This window comes from Streptomyces sp. NPDC049887 (genome assembly GCF_040656535.1).
Taxonomy (GTDB): domain Bacteria; phylum Actinomycetota; class Actinomycetes; order Streptomycetales; family Streptomycetaceae; genus Streptomyces.
In genome coordinates this window covers 136,605-155,874 of the sequence record NZ_JBFAMM010000015.1, presented here as the reverse complement: position 1 = coordinate 155,874, position 19,270 = coordinate 136,605, and the positions used below count along the sequence as shown (strand labels likewise).

At 71.6% G+C, this 19,270-nt stretch carries 13 protein-coding genes; 10 read left to right on the top strand and 3 right to left on the bottom strand.

Going from position 1 to position 19,270, the window contains the following annotated elements; all coding sequences use genetic code 11:
* Positions 1-38 precede the first annotated feature (38 nt).
* From AB0J10_RS20040 to AB0J10_RS20000, 9 genes are all read left to right on the top strand, one after another.
* The gene (locus AB0J10_RS20040; protein WP_363063333.1) at positions 39-3,752 is read left to right on the top strand and encodes a ThuA domain-containing protein; all 3,714 of its coding nucleotides are present in this window, start codon (positions 39-41) and stop codon (positions 3,750-3,752) included.
* Between the two features lie 92 nt (positions 3,753-3,844).
* On the top strand, positions 3,845-4,969 hold the full coding sequence (locus AB0J10_RS20035; RefSeq protein WP_363063331.1) for an inositol-3-phosphate synthase: 1,125 nt from the start codon (positions 3,845-3,847) through the stop codon (positions 4,967-4,969).
* Positions 4,970-5,532: 563 nt separating this feature from the next.
* Positions 5,533-6,402 (top strand): SCO3242 family prenyltransferase, encoded by an 870-nt coding sequence (locus AB0J10_RS20030; protein ID WP_363063397.1) that lies wholly within the window; start codon positions 5,533-5,535, stop codon positions 6,400-6,402.
* Positions 6,399-7,265, top strand: coding sequence for a sugar phosphate isomerase/epimerase family protein (locus AB0J10_RS20025; protein ID WP_363063329.1), 867 nt, complete (start codon positions 6,399-6,401; stop codon positions 7,263-7,265). Before AB0J10_RS20030 ends, AB0J10_RS20025 begins: the two co-directional genes overlap by 4 nt.
* Positions 7,253-7,879 (top strand): EboA domain-containing protein, encoded by a 627-nt coding sequence (locus AB0J10_RS20020; RefSeq protein WP_363063327.1) that lies wholly within the window; start codon positions 7,253-7,255, stop codon positions 7,877-7,879. The genes AB0J10_RS20025 and AB0J10_RS20020 overlap by 13 nt, the downstream gene beginning before the upstream one ends.
* Positions 7,879-8,727: a TatD family hydrolase gene (locus tag AB0J10_RS20015; protein WP_363063325.1), complete on the top strand. Its 849-nt coding sequence runs from the start codon at positions 7,879-7,881 to the stop codon at positions 8,725-8,727. Before AB0J10_RS20020 ends, AB0J10_RS20015 begins: the two co-directional genes overlap by 1 nt.
* A gap of 13 nt (positions 8,728-8,740) precedes the next feature.
* The gene (eboE, locus tag AB0J10_RS20010) at positions 8,741-9,937 is read left to right on the top strand and encodes a metabolite traffic protein EboE (protein WP_363063323.1); all 1,197 of its coding nucleotides are present in this window, start codon (positions 8,741-8,743) and stop codon (positions 9,935-9,937) included.
* Positions 9,934-11,343: a nucleotide pyrophosphatase/phosphodiesterase family protein gene (locus AB0J10_RS20005; protein ID WP_363063321.1), complete on the top strand. Its 1,410-nt coding sequence runs from the start codon at positions 9,934-9,936 to the stop codon at positions 11,341-11,343. The genes eboE and AB0J10_RS20005 overlap by 4 nt, the downstream gene beginning before the upstream one ends.
* A gap of 34 nt (positions 11,344-11,377) precedes the next feature.
* On the top strand, positions 11,378-12,403 hold the full coding sequence (locus AB0J10_RS20000) for a sugar phosphate isomerase/epimerase (RefSeq protein ID WP_363063319.1): 1,026 nt from the start codon (positions 11,378-11,380) through the stop codon (positions 12,401-12,403).
* Positions 12,404-12,706: 303 nt separating this feature from the next.
* Here the strand turns inward: AB0J10_RS20000 and AB0J10_RS19995 are convergent, their stop codons facing one another.
* Positions 12,707-15,472, bottom strand: coding sequence for an ABC transporter substrate-binding protein (locus AB0J10_RS19995; RefSeq protein ID WP_363063317.1), 2,766 nt, complete (start codon positions 15,470-15,472; stop codon positions 12,707-12,709).
* A gap of 337 nt (positions 15,473-15,809) precedes the next feature.
* Positions 15,810-16,622, bottom strand: a complete 813-nt coding sequence (locus tag AB0J10_RS19990; RefSeq protein ID WP_363063315.1) for a hypothetical protein — start codon at positions 16,620-16,622, stop codon at positions 15,810-15,812.
* A 457-nt stretch (positions 16,623-17,079) separates the two neighbouring features.
* On the opposite strand from AB0J10_RS19990, the gene AB0J10_RS19985 reads away from it, so the two are divergent.
* On the top strand, positions 17,080-17,820 hold the full coding sequence (locus AB0J10_RS19985; RefSeq protein ID WP_363063313.1) for a class I SAM-dependent methyltransferase: 741 nt from the start codon (positions 17,080-17,082) through the stop codon (positions 17,818-17,820).
* Positions 17,821-18,734: 914 nt separating this feature from the next.
* Here the strand turns inward: AB0J10_RS19985 and AB0J10_RS19980 are convergent.
* Complete coding sequence (locus tag AB0J10_RS19980; RefSeq protein WP_363063311.1) at positions 18,735-19,265, bottom strand: SMI1/KNR4 family protein; 531 nt, start codon at positions 19,263-19,265, stop codon at positions 18,735-18,737.
* Positions 19,266-19,270 lie beyond the last annotated feature (5 nt).

Genomic DNA, 19,270 nt, shown 5'->3' with positions numbered 1-19,270 from the left:
CCACCCGCCCGTACGACCGCTCATTCCGGAGGACACACGTGCACACAAAACGGCCCGGAGCGCAAAGAACCCTCGTCGGCAAGGGTGTCGCGCTCCTCACCGGCGGCCTGCTCGCCGCGACCTCCCTCGCCCTCGCCGCCCCCGCCGGCGCCCTCGCATCCGCCGGCGCCGCGGCGCCCGCCGCGGCCGAGGAGTTCCAGCAGGTGACCCTCGCCAAGGGCGAGACCGAGGTTGGCGAGCCCATGTCGCTCGCCGTACTGCCCGACCGCAGCGTCCTGCACACCTCTCGCGACGGCGAGTTGCGCATGACCGACGCCGCCGGCAGCACCCGCGTCATCGGCACCGTCCCCGTCTACTCGCACGACGAGGAGGGACTCCAGGGCGTCGGCATCGACCCGGGCTTCGCCCGGAACCGGGCGATCTACCTCTACTACGCGCCCCCGCTGGACACCCCCGCCGGCGACGCCCCCAATGAGGGCACCGCCGCCGACTTCGCCGAGTACGAAGGCGTCAACCGGCTCTCCCGCTTCGTGCTCAGGGCCGACGGCACCCTCGACAACGCCAGTGAGAAGAAGGTCATCGACATCCCCGCCACCCGCGGCATCTGCTGCCACGTCGGCGGTGACATCGACTTCGACGCCCAGGGCAACCTGTACCTGTCGACCGGCGACGACTCCAACCCGTTCGCCTCCGACGGCTACACCCCCATCGACGAGCGCCCCGACCGCAACCCGGCCTATGACGCCCGCCGCACCTCCGGCAACACCAACGACCTCCGCGGCAAGATCCTCCGCATCAAGGTCGCCGACGACGGCAGCTACACCGTCCCCGACGGCAACCTCTTCGCCCCGGGCACCGCCAGGACCCGGCCCGAGATCTACGCGATGGGATTCCGCAACCCGTTCCGCTTCAGCGTCGACAAGAGGACCGGCGTCGCCTACGTCGGCGAATACGGTCCCGACGCCGGCGCCGCCGACCCCAGGCGTGGACCGGCCGGACAGGTCGAGTTCGCCCGCATCACCGGGCCCGGCAACTTCGGCTGGCCGTTCTGCACCGGTGACAACGATCCGTACGTCGACTACGACTTCGCCACCAAGGTGTCCGGCGCGACCTACGACTGCGCGGCCCTCAAGAACGACTCGCCGCACAACACCGGCCTCGTCGACCTCCCGCCCGCCGAACCCGCCTGGATCCCCTACGACGGCGGCTCGGTCCCCGAGTTCGGCACCGGCTCGGAGTCCCCCATGGGCGGCCCGGTCTACCACTACGATCCGGACCTCGACTCCCCGGTGAAGTTCCCCGAGGCCTACGACGGGGACTTCTTCGCCGGTGAATTCGGCCGCCGCTGGATCAAGCGCATCGAGCACGGTGCCGACGGCGCCGTCCGGTCCATCAACCCCGTCCCCTGGACCGGGACCCAGATCATGGACATGAGCTTCGGTCCCGACGGTGCGCTCTACGTCCTCGACTACGGCACCGCCTGGTTCGGCGGCGACGAGCACTCCGCGCTCTACCGCATCGAGAACGCCACCGGAGGCCGCTCACCGGTCGCCGAGGCCACGGCGAACAAGACCTCGGGCAAGGCACCGCTGAAGGTCGCGTTCTCCTCCGCGGGCACGACCGACGCCGACGGCGACGCCCTCACCTACACCTGGGACTTCGGCGACGGCGGCACCTCCACCGCCCCCAACCCCACCCACACCTACCGCAAGAACGGCACCTACACCGCCACCGTCACCGCCGAGGACCCCACCGGGCGCACCGGATCCGCCGGCGTCCAGGTCGTCGTCGGCAACACCGCGCCCAAGGTCACCCTGGAACTCCCCGCGGACGGAGCCGTGTTCGGCTTCGGCGACGAGGTCCCCTTCAAGGTGACCGTCACCGACCCGGAGGACGGCGCCGTCGACTGCGCCAAGGTCAAGGTCACCTACATCCTCGGCCACGACAGCCACGGCCACCCCGTGACCTCCGCCAACGGCTGCACCGGCACCATCAAGACCTCCGCCGACGGCGGCCACGACCCCAACGCCAACATCTTCGGTGTCTTCGACGCCGAGTACACCGACGGCGGAGGGGGCGGCCAGGCCGCCCTCACCGGCCACGACCAGGCGCAGCTGCAGCCCCGCCACCGCCAGGCCGAGCACTTCACCGCCCAGTCCGGCATCAGCGTCATCGACAAGGCGCCCGCCAACGGCGGCAGGACCGTCGGCGACGTCCATGACGGCGACTGGATCTCCTTCAAGCCCTACAACCTCACCGGCACCACCAAGCTCACCGCCCGCATCTCCTCCGGCGGCGCCGGCGGCTTCCTCGAGGTCCGCACCGGCTCCGCCGGTGGCCCCCTCCTCGGCTCCGCCCCCGTACCCGTCACCGGTGGCTGGGAGACCTTCCAGGACATCGACGTGCCCCTGCGCGCCGTCCCCAGGAAGACCACCGAACTGTTCCTCGTCTTCAAGGGCGGAGCCGGGGCCCTCTACGACGTCGACGACTTCGAACTCTCCAGCACCCCCGTCGACCGGAGCGCCAAGCGGGTCCTCGTCTTCTCCAAGACGGCGGGCTTCCGCCACGACTCCATCCCCACCGGTGTGACGGCCCTCCAGGAACTCGGCACCGGCAGCGGCATCACCGTCGACGCCACCGAGGAAGCCGGCCAGTTCACCACCGCCAACCTCGCCCGCTACGACGCCGTCGTCTTCCTCTCCACCACCGGTGACGTCCTGAACGCCGAGCAGCAGAGGGCGTTCGAGAACTACGTCTCCACCGGCGGCGGATACATGGGCGTCCACGCGGCCGCCGACACCGAGTACGACTGGGAGTTCTACGGCGGACTCGTCGGCGCCCACTTCCACTCCCACCCGCAGATCCAGAAAGCCACCGTTCGCGTCGAGGACCACGACCACCCCGCCACCTCGCACCTCGACGCGGCCTGGGAACGCACCGACGAGTGGTACAACTACCGCACCAACCCCCGCGGACAGGCCCGCATCCTCGCCACCCTGGACGAGACCACCTACCAGGGCGGCAACATGAAGGGCGACCACCCGATCGCCTGGTGCCAGACCTACGAGGGCGGCCGCGCCTTCTACACCGGCGGGGGACACACCAAGGAGTCCTACGCGGAACCCGCCTTCCGGCAGCACCTCCTCGGCGGACTGCGCTACGCCTCCGGCCAGGTCAACGCCAACTGCAAGCCCTCCACCGGCCACCGCGACCTCTTCAACGGTCACACCCTCGAAGGCTGGAAGCAGGCCGGGCCCGGCACGTTCGACATCGTCGACGGCGAACTGCGCACCGTGGGCGGCATGGGCATGCTCTGGTACCAGGCCAAGGAGCTCAAGTCCTACTCCCTCAAGCTCGACTGGAAACTCGACGGCGACGACAACTCAGGAGTCTTCGTCGGCTTCCCCGCCTCCGACGACCCCTGGTCGGCCGTGAACAACGGCTACGAGGTCCAGATCGACGCCACCGACGCCCCCGACCGCACCACCGGGGCCGTCTACGGCTTCAAGTCCGCCGACCTCAAGGCCCGCGACCGGGTCCTGCGGCCGCCCGGGCAGTGGAACAGCTACGAGATCAAGGTCCAGGGCGAAAGGCTCCGGGTCTTCCTCAACGGAGCGAAGATCAACGACTTCACCAACACCGACCCGGCACGCAGCCTGAAGGACGGCTACATCGGCATCCAGAACCACGGTGCCGACGACCAGGTGTCCTTCCGCAACATCCGGCTCAAGGAGCTGCCCTCGTCGTCGTAGGGCGGCCCCTCCCGGACCCACAAGCCGGCGGCGGGCGGGGAGACGCCGTACCCCCGCCCGCCGCCCCACCACAGCACGCAGGGAGGCAGCCCGTGACGAACACCGACGAACGCCGCACCGGGGTCTGGCTGATCGGAGCCCGCGGCTCCGTCGCCACCACCGCGATCACCGGATGCGCGGCCGTGACCGCCGGACTCCACCCGGCCACCGGCATGGTGACGGAGACACCGCCGTTCGCCGCGGCCGGCCTGCCATCGTTGTCATCCCTCGTCTTCGGCGGCCACGACACCACCGCCTGTCCCCTGCCCAAACGCGCCGAACACCTCGCCGCCGGCGGCGTCCTGCCGCACGGACTGCCTGCCGCCCTGCGGGCCGAACTCACCGCCGCCGACGAGGAGATACGCACCGGCGGCCCCCTCCCCGGCGACACCCGCACCGACGCCGAACTGATCAGCGGCTTCGCCGCCGACATCACCGCCTTCGTCCGGCGCCACGACCTCGCCCGCGCCGTCGTCGTCAACGTCGCCTCCACCGAACCCGCCCCCGCACCCGGCTCGGCACGCCTGCCCGCCAGCTCCCTCTACGCCGCGGCCGCCATCGGGACCGGCAGCCCGTACGTCAACTTCACCCCCTCGACCGGGCTGCGCACCACCGCCCTCGAGGACGCCGCCCGTACCGCCGGACTTCCCCACGCCGGCCGCGACGGCAAGACCGGCCAGACGCTGCTCCGGTCCGTGCTCGCCCCCATGTTCGTCCAGCGCGCCCTGACCGTACGGGCCTGGTCCGGCACCAACCTGCTCGGCGGCGGCGACGGAGCGGCCCTCGCCGATCCCGCGGCCGCCGCCGCCAAGAACGCGGGCAAGGAACGCGTCCTCGCGGACACGCTCGGCACCACGCCCGAAGGCGAGGTCCACATCGACGACGTCCCCGCCCTCGGCGACTGGAAGACCGCCTGGGACCACGTCGCCTTCGACGGGTTCCTGGGCACCCGCATGGTCCTCCAGACCACCTGGCAGGGCTGCGACTCCGCACTCGCCGCCCCTCTCGTCCTCGACCTCGCCCGACTCGCCGCCCGTGCCCACGAAGCCGGCCTGTCCGGCCCCCTCCCACAACTCGCCTTCTACTTCAAGGACCCCGACCCCACCGCCCCGTCGTCCCTCCCCGACCAGTACGCGACACTTCTCGACTTCGCCGACCGCCTCGGGAGCACCCGATGACGCCTCGCCGCTTCCCGGCCGCCCACCCGGCACCGGGAGCCGCGCGCACCCTGGGGCTCCTCGGCGCATTGGGCGCGGTCGCCGCGGGCGCCGCGGTCCTCTTGGGCGCCCTGCGTGGCACCCCGCCACGCCGCCCCGGCGCGCCCGCCCGTACTGCCGACGGCCCGGGCCCGAAAGCGCGCGGCGACGACAGGCCGCCGCACGAGCGGCCCCCCTTCCCGCGGACCTCGGCGGCAGTCGGCCCCGACCGCGCAGGCAGAAGCGAACGCACCCGGCACACCGCCGGGTTCCCGCCGCCCGCGCCTGCGCCCGTCCGGGGCGCAGGCACGGCAGCCGGGGGAGCTGAGGCTCCAGGGGGAGCTGGGGTTGCCGGGTGGGGCCGTTCCGGCGGAGCACCCGCCGAAGGTGGGGGTCCTTGCGGTCCCGGCTCCCAGGGCCCGCGCGCCGACCCGTCCCCCGTCGGCGGCCCGCACACCGGCGGTCCGGGTTCCGGCGGTCCGGGCGCCGGAAGTCCGCGCACCGCCGTCCCGCGGCCCGGGCGGCTCGCGGCTTGGGCCGAACTACTGCGCGTGTCCGCCCTGTTCACCGTCCCCGGCGACGCAATCGCCGGCGCCGCGGCCGCCGGGGCTCGCCCCTCCCGCCGCACCCTGCTCGCCATCGGCACCTCCCTCTGCCTCTACGAGGCGGGCATGGCCCTCAACGACTGGAGCGACCGGGACGAGGACGCCGTCGACCGCCCCCACCGGCCCATCCCGTCCGGCCGCGTCAGCCCCGCCGCCGCCCTGGCCGCGGCGGGCGCCCTGACCGCCGCCGGACTCGCGCTCGCCGCACGCGCGGGCCGGGCACCGCTCACCGTCGCCGCCACCCTCGCCGCCGCGGTCTGGGCGTACGACCTGCGCCTCAATCACACGCCCGCCGGCCCCGCGGCCATGGCCTCCGCCCGCGCCCTGGACCTCCTTCTCGGCGCGGCGGCCACCCGATCCCGCGACTCCGCACCGGCCCTGCGCGCCGCACTCCCGCACGCGGGACTCATCGCGGCCCACACCTACGCCGTCACCGCCGTTTCCCGCCACGAGACCCGGGGCGGCTCCACCGTCGCACCCCTCGCCGCGCTGGCGACCGGCGTCGCCATCACGGCCGCCACCACCCGCCACGCCCTGCACGCCGCCGCTCGGGGCCGGCCCCCCGCGGAGCAGGCGCCCGTCGCGCTCACCGGCCTTCTCTACGCCCGCGCCGCCCTCACCCCCCTCCTCCATGCCGTCCTCAACCCGTCCCCACCGCTCACTCGGCGCGCCGTCGGCGCCGGCATCCGCGCCATGATCCCGCTGCAGGCCGCTCTCGCAGCCCGTGCCGGAGCACCCGCCGTCGGACTCGCCCTGCTCGGTCTCGCCCCCCTCGCCCGCCGACTCGCCCGGAAGGTGAGCCCCACATGAGCCTGCGTCTCGGCTACGGCACCAACGGCCTCACCGACCTGCGCCTCGACGATGCCCTCTCCCTCCTCGCCGACCTCGGGTACGACGGCGTCGGCCTCACCCTGGACCACATGCACCTCGACCCCCTCGCCCCCGATCTCGGCGCACGCACCCGCCGCCTCGCCGGCCGTCTCGCCGATCTCGGGCTCGAGGTCACCGTCGAGACCGGCGCCCGCTACGTACTCGACCCGCGTCACAAGCACGGACCGTCCCTCCTCGACCCGGACCCCGGCGCCCGCACCGCCCGCGTCGATCTCCTCCTGCGGGCCGTGCAGGTCGCCGCCGACCTCGGCGCCCACGCCGTGCACTGCTTCAGCGGCACCACGCCCGGGGGCACCTCGCCCGCCACCGCGTGGCGACGCCTGGCCACCGCCCTCACCCCCGTCCTGGAGGCCGCCGCCACCGCCCGCGTCCCCCTCGCGATCGAACCCGAGCCGGGCCACCTCCTCGCCACCCTGGCCGACTTCCACCGGCTCCGTACCCTCCTCGGTGATCCGGAAGCCCTCGGCCTCACCCTCGACATCGGCCACTGCCAGTGCCTGGAGCCCGCCCCGCCCGCCGACTGCGTCAAGCAGGCCGCGCCCTGGCTGCGGCACATCCAGATCGAGGACATGCGCCGCGGCGTCCACGAACACCTCCCCTTCGGCGACGGCGAGATCGACTTCCCGCCCGTCCTCGAAGCAGTCGCCGCCACGGGCTACCGGGGACTGACCGTCGTCGAACTGCCCCGCCACTCCCACACGGGTCCGGAACTCGCCCGCCGTTCCATCGACTTCCTCCGCGCCCACGTCCCCACGAACGGAGCACCGGCATGGCGATCGTGACCCTCGAGGACCTCTCCTCCCGGCTCGACGCCGCCGCCCGGGTCTGGCTCCAGGAAGCGCTCGCCGAAGCCGCCCGCGCCGCCCGCGCACCCCGGTACCCCACCAGCCAGGGCACCGTCCCCGTGTGGGAGGCCCGCTTCGCCTCCGCCGGCCGCCACTGCGGAATCGAGCACACCGACTCCGTACGCACCCATCTCCTCCAGGCGGCCCGCGCCGACGGCACCACCCTCACCCGCCTCTACCGGCAGGGCACCGCCGCAGAACGCCGCGCCGTTCTCCTCTCCCTCCACCACCTCGCCCCCGACCCCGCCGACGGCATCCCCCTCGTCGAGGACGCACTGCGCACCAACGACACCCGCCTCGTCGCCGCCGCCGTCGGCCCCTACGCCACCCTCCACCTCCCCCCGCACTCCTGGCGCCACGCCCTCCTCAAATGTCTCTTCACCGGAGTGCCCGTCGGCACCGCCGACGGCCTCGCACACCGCGCCCGCGGCGACACCGAACTCGCCCGCATGCTCACCGACTACGCGGCCGAACGCACCGCCGCCGGCCGGCCCGTCCCCGCCGACCTCCACCGCGTCCTCGCCCTGACGTCCAACATGGAGGAGTCCTGATGCGCATCTTCGACCCGCACATCCACATGACCTCCCGCACCACGGACGACTACCGGGCGATGTACGAAGCCGGTGTCCGCGCCGTCGTCGAACCCTCCTTCTGGCTGGGCCAGCCCCGCACCTCACCCGCCTCCTTCTTCGACTACTTCGACTCCCTCCTCGGCTGGGAACCCTTCCGCGCCGCCCAGTACGGCATCGCCCACCACTGCACCATCGCCCTCAACCCCAAGGAGGCCAACGACCCCCGCTGCCGCCCCGTCCTCGACGCACTGCCCCGCTACCTGGAAAAGGACAACGTCGTCGCCGTCGGCGAGATCGGCTACGACTCCATGACGCCCGAGGAGGACACCGCCCTCGCCGCCCAGCTGCAGCTCGCCGCCGACCACGGACTGCCCGCCCTCGTCCACACCCCCCACCGCGACAAACTCGCCGGCCTGCACCGCACCGTCGACGCCGTCCACGCGTCCGCCCTCGGCCCCGAACGGGTCCTGCTCGACCACCTCAACGAGACCACCGTCAGGGCCGCCGCCGACAGCGGCTGCTGGCTGGGCTTCTCCATTTACCCGGAGACCAAGATGGACGAGGACCGCATGGTCGCCGTCCTCAAGGACCACGGCACCGAACGTGTCCTGGTCAACTCCGCCGCGGACTGGGGCAGAAGCGACCCCCTCAGGACCCGGAGGACGGCCGACGCGATGCTCGCCGCCGGATTCACCGAGGACGACGTCGACAAGGTGCTGTGGCGCAACCCCGTCGCCTTCTACGGCCAGAGCGGCCGCCTCCAGCTCGACGCGCCCCCGCCCGAGGCCCTGCACGAGGGCAACTCCATCCTTCGCGGCGGGGAATGAGGAGGCCGCCCCCATGCGCTTTCGTCACCCCGACGGCACCACCGTCCACCTCTCCTACTGCACCAACGTCCACCCCGCCGAAACCCTCGACGGCGTCCTCGCCCAGCTCCGCGACCACTGCGAACCCGTCCGCAGACGCCTCGGCCGCGACCGGCTCGGCATAGGACTGTGGCTCGCCCGCGACGCCGCCCGCGCCCTCACCACCGACCCCGCGGCGCTGCGCGGCCTGCGCGCCGAACTCGACCGGCGCGGACTGGAGGTCGTCAGCCTCAACGGCTTCCCCTACGAGGGCTTCGGCACCGGCGAGGTCAAACACCGTGTCTACCGGCCCGACTGGGCCGAACCCGAACGCCTCACCCACACCACCGACCTCGCCCGCCTCCTCGCCGCACTCCTCCCCGACGACGTCACCGAAGGCTCCGTCTCCACCCTCCCGCTCGCCTGGCGCACCCGCTGGGACGAACACACCGCCGCCATCGCACTCGCCGCCCTCACCACCCTCGCCGAACGCCTCGACGCCCTCGAGGAACTCACCGGCAAATCCATCCGCATCGCCCTCGAACCCGAACCCGGCTGCGTCGTCGAAACCACCGCCGACGCCATCGGCCCCCTCACCACCCTTGCCGGCCCCCGCATCGGCATCTGCGTCGACACCTGCCACCTCGCCACCTCCTTCGAGCAACCCGGCCCCGCCCTCGACGCACTCACCGCCGCCGGCGTCACCATCCCCAAAGCCCAGCTCTCCGCCGCCCTCCACGCGGAACACCCACACCTCCACGAGGTGCGCGAAGCCCTCGCCGCGTTCGCCGAACCCCGCTTCCTGCACCAGACCCGCACCCTTCCCCGAGCTCTTCGAGCAGGGGAGACCCCGTCCGCCGGACTCCGGGGCACCGACGACCTCCACGAAGCCCTCGCCTCGGACGTCCTCCCCGACACCGCCCCCTGGCGAGCCCACTTCCACGTCCCCCTCCACGCACCCCCCGCCCCGCCGCTCACCTCCACCCTGCCCGTGCTCCGCGACACCCTCGCCCGGCTCGCCGGCGGCCCCACCCCGCTCACCCGCCACCTAGAGGTCGAGACCTACACCTGGCAGGCCCTCCCCGTCGCGCTGAGGCCGCGCAGCCGCGCCCAGCTCGCCGACGGCATCGCCGCCGAACTCACCCTCGCCCGCGACCTGCTCACCGACCTCGGCCTCAAGGAACTCCCATGAGCGACACCACTCCGGACAACACCACCCGCCCCACCCCGCTCCTCGTCCTCGATGTCGTCGGCCTCACCCCGCGCCTCCTCGACCACATGCCCCACCTCAAGCGCCTCGCCACCACCGGCTCATACGCCCCCCTCGACACCGTCCTGCCCGCCGTCACCTGCACCGCCCAGTCCACCTTCCTCACCGGCGTCCTCCCCGCCGAACACGGCATCGTCGGGAACGGCTGGTACTTCCGCGAACTCGGCGACGTACTCCTCTGGCGCCAGCACAACGGCCTCGTCGCCGGCGACAAACTCTGGGACGCCGCCCGCCGCGCCCACCCCGGCTACACCGTCGCCAACATCTGCTGGTGGTACGCCATGGGCGCGGACACCGACATCACCGTCACCCCCCGCCCCGTCTACTACGCCGACGGCCGCAAGGAACCCGACTGCTACACCCGACCGCCCGCCCTTCACGACGAACTCACCGACCGGCTCGGCACCTTCCCCCTCTTCCACTTCTGGGGACCCGGCGCCGACATCGTCTCCAGCCGCTGGATCATCGACGCCACCCGCCACATCCTCCGCACCCGCACCCCCGACCTCGCCCTCTGCTACGTCCCCCACCTCGACTACGACCTCCAGCGCCACGGCCCCGACGACCCGCGCTCCCACCGGGCCGCCACCGATCTCGACACCGCCCTGACGCCCCTCCTCGACGACGCGCACGCCGAAGGCCGCACCGTCGTCGCCCTCTCCGAATACGGCATCACCCGCGTCACCCGGCCCGTGGACATCAACCGGGAACTGCGCCGAGCCGGACTCCTCGAAGTCCACACCCAGGACCGCATGGAATACCTCGACCCCATGGCCTCCCGTGCGTTCGCCGTCGCCGACCACCAGATCGCCCATGTCTACGTACGCCGCCCCGAAGACCTCGACGCCACCCGCGAAGCCCTCAGCGGCCTCGACGGCGTCGCCGAACTCCTCGACGACGAGGGCAAGAAGACCCACGGTCTCGACCACCCGCGTTCCGGCGAACTCGTCGCCGTCGCCGAACCCGACGCCTGGTTCACGTACTACTACTGGCTCGACGACGCACACGCCCCCGACTTCGCCCAACTCGTCGAGATCCACCGCAAACCCGGCTACGACCCCGTCGAGCTCTTCATGGACCCAGAGGACCCCTACGTCCGCGTCAAAGCCGCCACGGCCCTCGCCCGCAAGAAACTCGGCATGCGCTACCGCATGGCCGTCGTCCCCCTCGACCCCTCACCTGTTCGCGGGAGCCACGGCCGCCTCCCCACGAGCGACGACACCGACAACGGCCCGCTCATCCTGTGCTCCACCCCCCGCGCCCTGACCGGCCGCGTCGCGGCCACCGACGTGAAATCCCTGCTGCTCTCGCTCGCAGGACTTCACTGAACCACACCCCACTGACAGTGAGGAGTCGTCCCACGTGAACCGCCCCAGCAAGCACACCGACCCCGAGCTCTCCCACAAGCTCAGCAGACGCGGCATGCTCGGCGTCGCCGCCGGTGCCACCGCGGCCGCCCTCCTCGGCACCCCCACCGCCGCCGCCCACGGCAAGGACCGCGGCCGCCCCGTCCTGCCCCCCGGCCGGCTCGGCATCCAGCTCTACTCGCTCCGCGACAAGGTCTCCACCCTCGGTTTCGCCGCCGTCTTCGCCGAACTCCAGAGATACGGCTACGACGAGGTCGAGTACGCCGGCTACACCCAGGGCTCCGCCGGCCCCATCACCCTCCGGCAGCTCCGCCGCCTCACCCGCGACCACGGACTGCGCGCCATCGGCAGTCACGTCGGCTACCACAACGACAACGACCCCGGCGCGTACACCTTCGCGCAGAACCTGGAGAAGGTGCTCGACGACGCCCAGGCCCTCGGCCTGGCACACATCGGTACCGCGTCCGGCCCCTGGCGCTACGGGGCCACCGTCGACGGCTGGAAGCGCTGCGCCGAGGAGTTCAACCAGTACGGCGCCGCGGCCAAGGCCCGCGGGATGAAGTTCTACCAGCACAACCACGCCGAGGAGTTCTCCTTCGCCACCGACGAACCCCACGTACGCCTCTACGACGTCCTCCTCGCCGAGACCGACCCCGACCTCGTGTACCTCGAAATGGACGTCTACTGGGCCTACGCCGGCCAGTTCCGCTTCTCCCGGCGCGCCGACGGCACTCCCGCCCCCTTCGACCCGCTGCGCTACGTCCTCGAACAGCCGGACCGCTACCCCCTCTTCCACGTCAAGGACGGTGAGCGCGACATCTCCGCCCGGGACGGCTACCGCATGGTGGACGTCGGGGACGGAGACATCGACTACCGGCGCTTCATCTCGGCCGTGACCCGCACCCGGGGCGGCCGACTCGACCACCACTGGCAGGCCGAGCACGACAACCCCGTCGACTCCCTCACCTTCGCCCGCAAGTCCAGCGCACACCTGCACTCACTGCGCGAGAAGGACTGCTGACACCGGGACCGTTCCACCCGTCCCCTCTGACCGGCCGCGGGTCCCACCTGTCTCGCCGGACCCGCGGCGGCCGCCCAGGCGGATCGAGCCCAGGCGTCGGGGGTGAAACGGGGGAGCGGCTTCCGGGCAGGTTCCCCGTCCGCCGGCTCCATGGACCTCACCTTCACCGACCACGACAAGCCGGTCGACACCACCCCGCCGCCGCCCGGACAGATCCTCGCCCCCACCGGGTTCCGCTGATCCCGGGCGGGCGGTGGCACAAGCGGCGGGCGCGCCCGTACCGGCCCACTTCGTGTGGGGTTCTCAAGGGCAGGGGAGTTGCCTGCCCTTCTCCGGGCCCCAGGTGGTGCGCTCGTCGCCGCGCCTCACCACGCCGCACAGCAGCTCCGTCACGGGACCGCTGTCAGTGCCCCGGAGTATTGCGAGCAGTTTGTCCTCCGTCAGCCGTCCACCGCTCGCCGCGCCGTGCGCGTCGATGCGGCCCGTGGCGCCGTCGAAGCCGCCTCCCCCCAGGCCCTGGTAGAGCACGCCCTGCACGAGTCCGCGGTCCAGTCGGCCGTCCTGTCCACCGGTGGTGCGCCAGGCCTGGTCGATGCCTTCGGCGAGGTAGCGCAATGCGTCCCAGGCGAGGGCGACATGGCCGTCCTCACGCATCGCCCTGCTCCTGGCACTGCGGTCACTGCCGTACGCGCGGTCGTACGCGGCAAGGAAAGCCGCCGCCTCCGGGCTGCTCGCCGCCAGTGTGGGCGCGTATCCGTGCGAGACGTAGAAGAGGGACAGGCCCTGGAAGTGGTCCCAGGGACGCTGGTCCTCCATGAGCGCGTTGGTGACGTCGTCTCCCGCGAGCACGTTGAGCCGGGGGCAGTTGCCGGACATACGGGAGATCTCGGTCAGGAACAGTTGGAACTGGCTCGCCCGCGCCGACCACACCACCGCCGTCCGCGGCTCCTCGGCCACCGCACGGCAGACCTCACGGGCCAGGTCCTCCACGGTCGGGACCGGCCGCCCGCCGAGGGCGCCGGGTATCGGTTCCGGCTCCGGCGCGTCGGTGGGCGTGTAGAGGAGGACGTCCGTGCGCCCCGGCCCGTACGCGGTACGGAAGGAGGCGGCGAGGCTGTTGCTGTACGCGTCGGTCGTGTCGGCGACCAGACTCACCCGGCTCACCGGCGGGCCGCCCGCGGTGATCCCGGCGCCTGAGGCGAACGCGGCCATCAGCTCGGCGGCCCGTGCGTCGGTCGCCGCCGTCTGGTAGTAGTGCGTGCCCTGTTGCAGGAGTTCGTCGGCCGTGCCGGAGGTGCCGACCATCGGGATGCCCGCCTCGTCGAGGATGCGCATCGCCTCGTAGGTCTTGCGGCGGCTCTGGCCGAAACCGACGACGCCCGCGATGGTCGGGTCGCTCGCCGCGAGTTCCACGATCCGCTCCGCGACGGCGGGCGCGTCCTTGAAGCGGTCCCCGGCGTTGGCGGCCAGGACGCGCAACGGGACCCGCTCGCCGGAGCGCAGCGCCTGCGCGTTGATGTGCCGTTGGGCCACCGCGATGCCCCGCAGTTCGGCGAACGTGCCCCCGCGGACCGGGTCCTCGGCGTCCTTGCCTCCCGTGAGCGGGCCGAAGTAGACGACGGTGCGGCGTCCGGGGCGCGGGTCGCCCGCGGACCGGCCGGAGAGTTCCCGGTCGACTTCCTCGTTCTGCCGCTCGATCTGCTCCAGCACGGCACGCACGGCCTGCTCGCTGGGTCCCTTGCCGAAGTCGGCGGAACCTTCGCCGACCCCGACGCACTGGCCGTCGGTGCCGAGGAAGGTGGAGCCCTGACAGGGGTCGTCCTCCTCGCGGTTCCAGGTGCCCGGTACGAGGACGAGGGCGCCGGTGACCGCGAGGGCGAGCGTCGCCGCGCCCAGCGCCCCGGCCACCTCGGCACCGGGACCCCAGCGCGGCGACGGCGTCACCAGAGTCGGCCATCGGCCGAGCCAGTACACCGCGGCCTGATCGTCCTCGGGGCCCTCGGCGACCGGTACGACGATGCCGGTCGGCTGGTCCGGCAGCATCCCGCGGCGCTCGATGTTGATCAGCTCGGCGCCCGCCTGGGCGAGACCGGTGGCCTGGATGTCGGGGATGCGTGCGGCCAGCGAACGTACGCCGCCCGCCACCGCGAACACCGAGGTGCAGCGCAGGTCGTCAACGGCGGAGCGCAACTCGCGGAGGAATCGCTGGACGCGCGAGTCCTCGGGCCCCGCCTCGTCGAAGAGCAGCACGAAGCGGCTGGTGCGGCGGCGGCGCCACGGGTTGAGCAGACGGGTCCGGCAGGCCTGGTCGAGATCGGAGAGCACGGCCTGCATGAGCACCCGGTCCATGCGCTCGGGCTCGTTGACCAGCTCGCCCTGGACGAGGTCGAGGGCGGAGCGGAAGAAGTCGGTGGGTGGACTGCCCTGCTGCTGGCGCACCCAGCGTGCGTACCAGCGAGGGCTGCGCGCCTTCCCGAGCATGTGACGGTTCGCTCGCCGGCCGTAGAGGGCGCGCGGCAGCCGCTGGAAGAGCGGGCCTGCCACGAAGTTCCACAGCAGCTCCAGGAGCGTGCCGCCGTTGGCCTGGTCACGACCGCCGAGCCACCACAACGCCTGGGCCAGGGGCGACCATTGGCGATGCTGTGCGTAGCAGTGGTTGCGCAGTTCGGTGTGGCGGCGCTCCATGAGCCCGTCGAGCGCGGGGGCGGTGACGACAGAACGCAGTAATCGGTAGCTGTGCAGGTGCAGTTCACCGGTGCCCGGCGGCATGGTCTCCCTGAGCTGGTTCGTGATCAGCTCGAAGAGGTGGAGCGGCGGCGGGTCGGCCCCGTCCGGTATCTGCGGGATGTGCGCGTGCGGGGCGAGGATCTCGCTGCGGCCGCGCATCCGTGAGCGGAGCCCTGCGACGATCCGGCGCCCCGCCTCGCCGCCGCCCGGCTCGTGGAGCAGTACGACCGGAACCCTGCTGCGGCTGCGCCGCGGCTGTACCACGAGCTTGTCGAAGGCGTCGACGAAACGGTCGACACCGGGATAGGCCGGAATGCGGTTCCGAGGATCCCCCGTGGTCATGCGTTGCCCCCTCTGCGCCCCCGAGAATCAGGCGTTGTCGTCGGCCACTGCTCTACCCGTGCGCAGAGTCAATCATCTGGCAGTGACAGCCGGGGCGGCTCCCGGCCAGGGAGCGCGACCGGACCGTTCCGGACCCCGCTCCACGGCCGCCGGGCCTGTCCGTGGCATCGCCCGTCGGCACGGCCGCCCGGCCATCGATTGCCGTCGGCGCGCTCGGTCTCGCCGATTGCGGTGCCCGGGGCTCACGGGGTTCCCGGGTGATTCGGGTCGGGGCTTTCTGCTCGCCTGCCGAGGCGTGCGCCTCCGGTGACGAACTGCGTGCTCCGCTTCCCGAGCCTCATGGCTCGGACTCCGGTGCGCGGGCTGCCCGCTCCCGTCGCGTGGCGGCGGTGGCCCCGGTCACGACGGCGAATCCGGCGGCTGCGGCGCCTGCCAGGACGGGCTGCCCGGCGCTCGCAGCTCCCAGCATGGCGGTCAGCAGACCCCATCCCGCGGCGAGGGCGTAGGGGAGCAGACCTCGAGTCCAGCGCACGATGACCACGGCAGTCGACGTCGCGCCCGCCAGCACCGCCAACTGCCCCGCGACGCCCGCCCCGCCGTCGACGGGGGCGCCGGAACCTGCCACGGCGGTGGTGAGGTTCACCCAGACCGCGATGGTCGACCACCCGGTGTAGATGCCGAGCATCCACCACAGGAGCGCCCTGGGCACGGGCCGCCAGGCGGCGATGGCGAAACGGTGCTCCAGCGCCACTGACATGCCCCGTACAAGACCGGACATCATGACGGCGAACACCGCGACCGTTCCCCACACCGGTGCGACCTCCGCCGCCACAAGCCAGCAGCCGAATCCGGCGAAGACCACCGAGAGCGGCACGGCCAAGCGGTTTCGAACCTCCGGATCCGGGCGACGCTCGGGTAGCGCCCACAGTGCGTAGGCGATGCAGAGCAGTACCACCAGCGTCCAGATCGAGAACGCCCACCCGACCGGAACCATGGGCGGCTCGCCCGGACGGTCGGCTGTCGTGAACTCACTGCCGTGGAGCCGGCTGAGGACGGAACCGGCCACCTGCCCCAGCGCGAGTACCAGCATCACCGAGCGCCACGCGGCCACCGGGCCCGCGGAACGCCTCAACGAAGGGGCTTGCACCATGGGTCGTACCTACCGCCAGGTCTGATTTGTCGATGTAACACTGCACTCACTTCCCGATGCAGACGGGGAACGGATGCAGGTGCGGCTGACGGCCCCTGCTTTCGAGAGGCGCTCGGCATGGGCGGATCATCGGAATGCCCGGTGGAGTCAGTCAGTGGAGGCCGGCGGACGGTGCTGTCTCCGGAGTGGTCGGGTCGGCTGTTGCAGGTCTGGATCGCGACGTCCACGACCGGGTACTCGACGAGGTCGGTGTGGGCCGGAAGGCATGGCCGCCCGGCCGGCCGGGCCGAGGACGTCCACGGACGTGATCTGTTCAGCGAGACCGAAGAGCGTCTTCGGCGAGCGTCTGCGTTCAGCTCCCAGCAGGGCCCTGCCATTCGCCAAGCGAGGCGGAGAGCGGAGCCGGTGGAAGGAATTGCGTGGACGGCGCCCCTCCGCGCCCTGCAAGGTGGCTTCCGTGACGAGCAGTGAGCTGTGGACCCGTGCGATGGCCGACCGCTACGACGGCGAGGAGACCGAGATGACCTCGCCCGCCGTTCTCGGACCGACTCTCGCCTTCCTCGCCGAGCTCGCCGGAGACGGCCGTGCACTGGAGTTCGCCGTCGGAACCGGACGAGTGGGCGTCCCACTCCGGGAACGCGGCGTGCCGGTAGTGGGAATCGAACTGTCCGAGCACATGGCGGCGGTCCTGCGGCGCAAGATCGACGAGGACATGCTCCCGGTCGCTGTGGGGGACATGGCCACGACCGTCGTCCCCGGCGAGTTCACCCTGGTCTATCTCGTGTACAACACCATCTCGAACCTGCTCACGCAGGACGAGCAGGTCGAGTGCTTCCGCAACGCCGCACGTCATCTTGGGCCCGGCGGCCGATTCGTCGTCGAGCTGAGCCTGCCGCCGCTGCGGTACCTGCCGCCGGGCCAGCTCGCGGTGCCGTTCGATGTCTCCGAGCGGCATCTCGGCTTCGACACCTTCGACCTGGTGGAGCAGACGCTGGTCTCGCACCACCTCACCCGCGACGGCGACGACGGCCGCTACCGACGCGGCAACTCCCGGCACCGGTACGCCTGGCCGGCGGAGCTCGACCTGATGGCCCGGATTGCCGGCCTCGAGTTGGAACGGCGTGTCGCGGACTGGGAGGGGACGCCGTTCACCCAGGACTCCGCGAAGCACATCTCCGTGTGGCGCAAGCCGACCTGACGCCCGCCCGTCCTCGTTCCGGCCGGGTTCATCAACGAGCGGGGACCGGAGCCCGGTGTGCTTCCCTGCGTCGTCCACCCAAGGCAGTCGAGGCCGAATGCCCCCACAAGGCGGACGAAGCCCGAGACGGAGCGACGGAGACATCGGCACGGCCGCGATGGTGAACTGACCCGCATCTTGGTCTGGATACCCCCGGCACGACGGCGCCCCCGACCCCCAGGTGCGGGTCGGGATGATCCGTGAGCGCCGGCTGTTCGGCAGAATTCGGCCTGCTGTGCCGAGCACGAAGTGATGGTCTTCTCGACGCCTTGCACAGCCGCGGGACCACTGAAAATCCTGGGGACGCACACAACGCGTCCGAGCGTGGGCGCCGCCGGCGAGGGCCCGCTCCACGAAGCCCTCGACGCCACCACCGGCTGCGACAACGCGAACGAGGACCGCGACCGTAAGGTCGAGGTCCTCGCATCGGTATCGCCACAGTGAGTGTCCGAGGGGGGATTCGACCACTGACGATACGAGCGTGATCGCACAGGGGCGTCTCGAAGAGCAATATCCGACGAGCACGGCCTCAGCAGGAGGGCTGTCGGAACCTCTCCTGCAACGGCACGCCGACAGAAAGAGGACTACGAGGAGGGCGTGAAGTACGGAGACTGACCGGTGGTACTGAGAATGCCAACCGCATGGCCCTGGCTGATGAAGGCCGTACCGGCGCCCGTTCGACCCGCGCGCCGACTACGCGGAGTTCAAGGAGCCGCTCACAGAGCCCGGTACCGATGATCGTCGCGCGTACGACGGGAGCCGCCACTTGATCTCGCAGCCCATCGCTCACCGACTCAACGAGCACGGAGGCTTATCGACCTTGACCTCGACCCGTACGCGCCGGTCCACTTGGCGCATGGGCGCCGCGGATGGGATCAGGAAGATGGCTCAAAATAGGGAGCCTCCCCGGTTGCGCCAAATCCACCAAAACCTCCGAACGACGCATCCGCCACCATGCGATACACGAATTCACTCATCGACATTTCGAAGCGCTGAGCATACTGCGCGTCGTCTCGCGCCAGCACAGGCCAGGAATCCGGTGACACGGACGGGTCGGCAAGCCATGCAAACTCGTCACCACCAATACTCGCGCCCCACTGAAGAAGACCGGCCTGCCGTTTCGGTCGAAACAGGCCGTGCGGGAGATAGTAGTTCCGTCCCGATTCATCTTCTTCGGCGATCTGCCAGTTTTCCTCGTACGTATTGACTAGCTCCGAGTCCGCCTCCCCCGCACAGGCATACACGTTGAGGAATTCACTGAAATAGCCGCCGCCGAATACCTCACAAAATTCCTTATAGTCAGAGGGCAGCGCGGTGCCCATCCGAGACTCGATCGCCGACCAATCGACCGCAAGCCCGCGTGGGCGCTCACCAACAGCCGCCATAAGCCGATCAACCCAGGACATCGATT

Excerpts from the sequence above, each read along its gene's own strand:
- AB0J10_RS19995 (WP_363063317.1), bottom strand. The coding sequence starts at position 15,472 with ATGACCACGGGGGATCCTCGGAACCGCATTCCGGCCTATCCCGGTGTC.
- AB0J10_RS20025 (WP_363063329.1), top strand. The coding sequence starts at position 6,399 with ATGAGCCTGCGTCTCGGCTACGGCACCAACGGCCTCACCGACCTGCGC.
- AB0J10_RS19980 (WP_363063311.1), bottom strand. The coding sequence starts at position 19,265 with ATGTCCTGGGTTGATCGGCTTATGGCGGCTGTTGGTGAGCGCCCACGC.
- AB0J10_RS19990 (WP_363063315.1), bottom strand. The coding sequence starts at position 16,622 with ATGGTGCAAGCCCCTTCGTTGAGGCGTTCCGCGGGCCCGGTGGCCGCG.
- AB0J10_RS20020 (WP_363063327.1), top strand. The coding sequence starts at position 7,253 with ATGGCGATCGTGACCCTCGAGGACCTCTCCTCCCGGCTCGACGCCGCC.
- AB0J10_RS20005 (WP_363063321.1), top strand. The coding sequence starts at position 9,934 with ATGAGCGACACCACTCCGGACAACACCACCCGCCCCACCCCGCTCCTC.
- eboE (WP_363063323.1), top strand. The coding sequence starts at position 8,741 with ATGCGCTTTCGTCACCCCGACGGCACCACCGTCCACCTCTCCTACTGC.
- AB0J10_RS20015 (WP_363063325.1), top strand. The coding sequence starts at position 7,879 with ATGCGCATCTTCGACCCGCACATCCACATGACCTCCCGCACCACGGAC.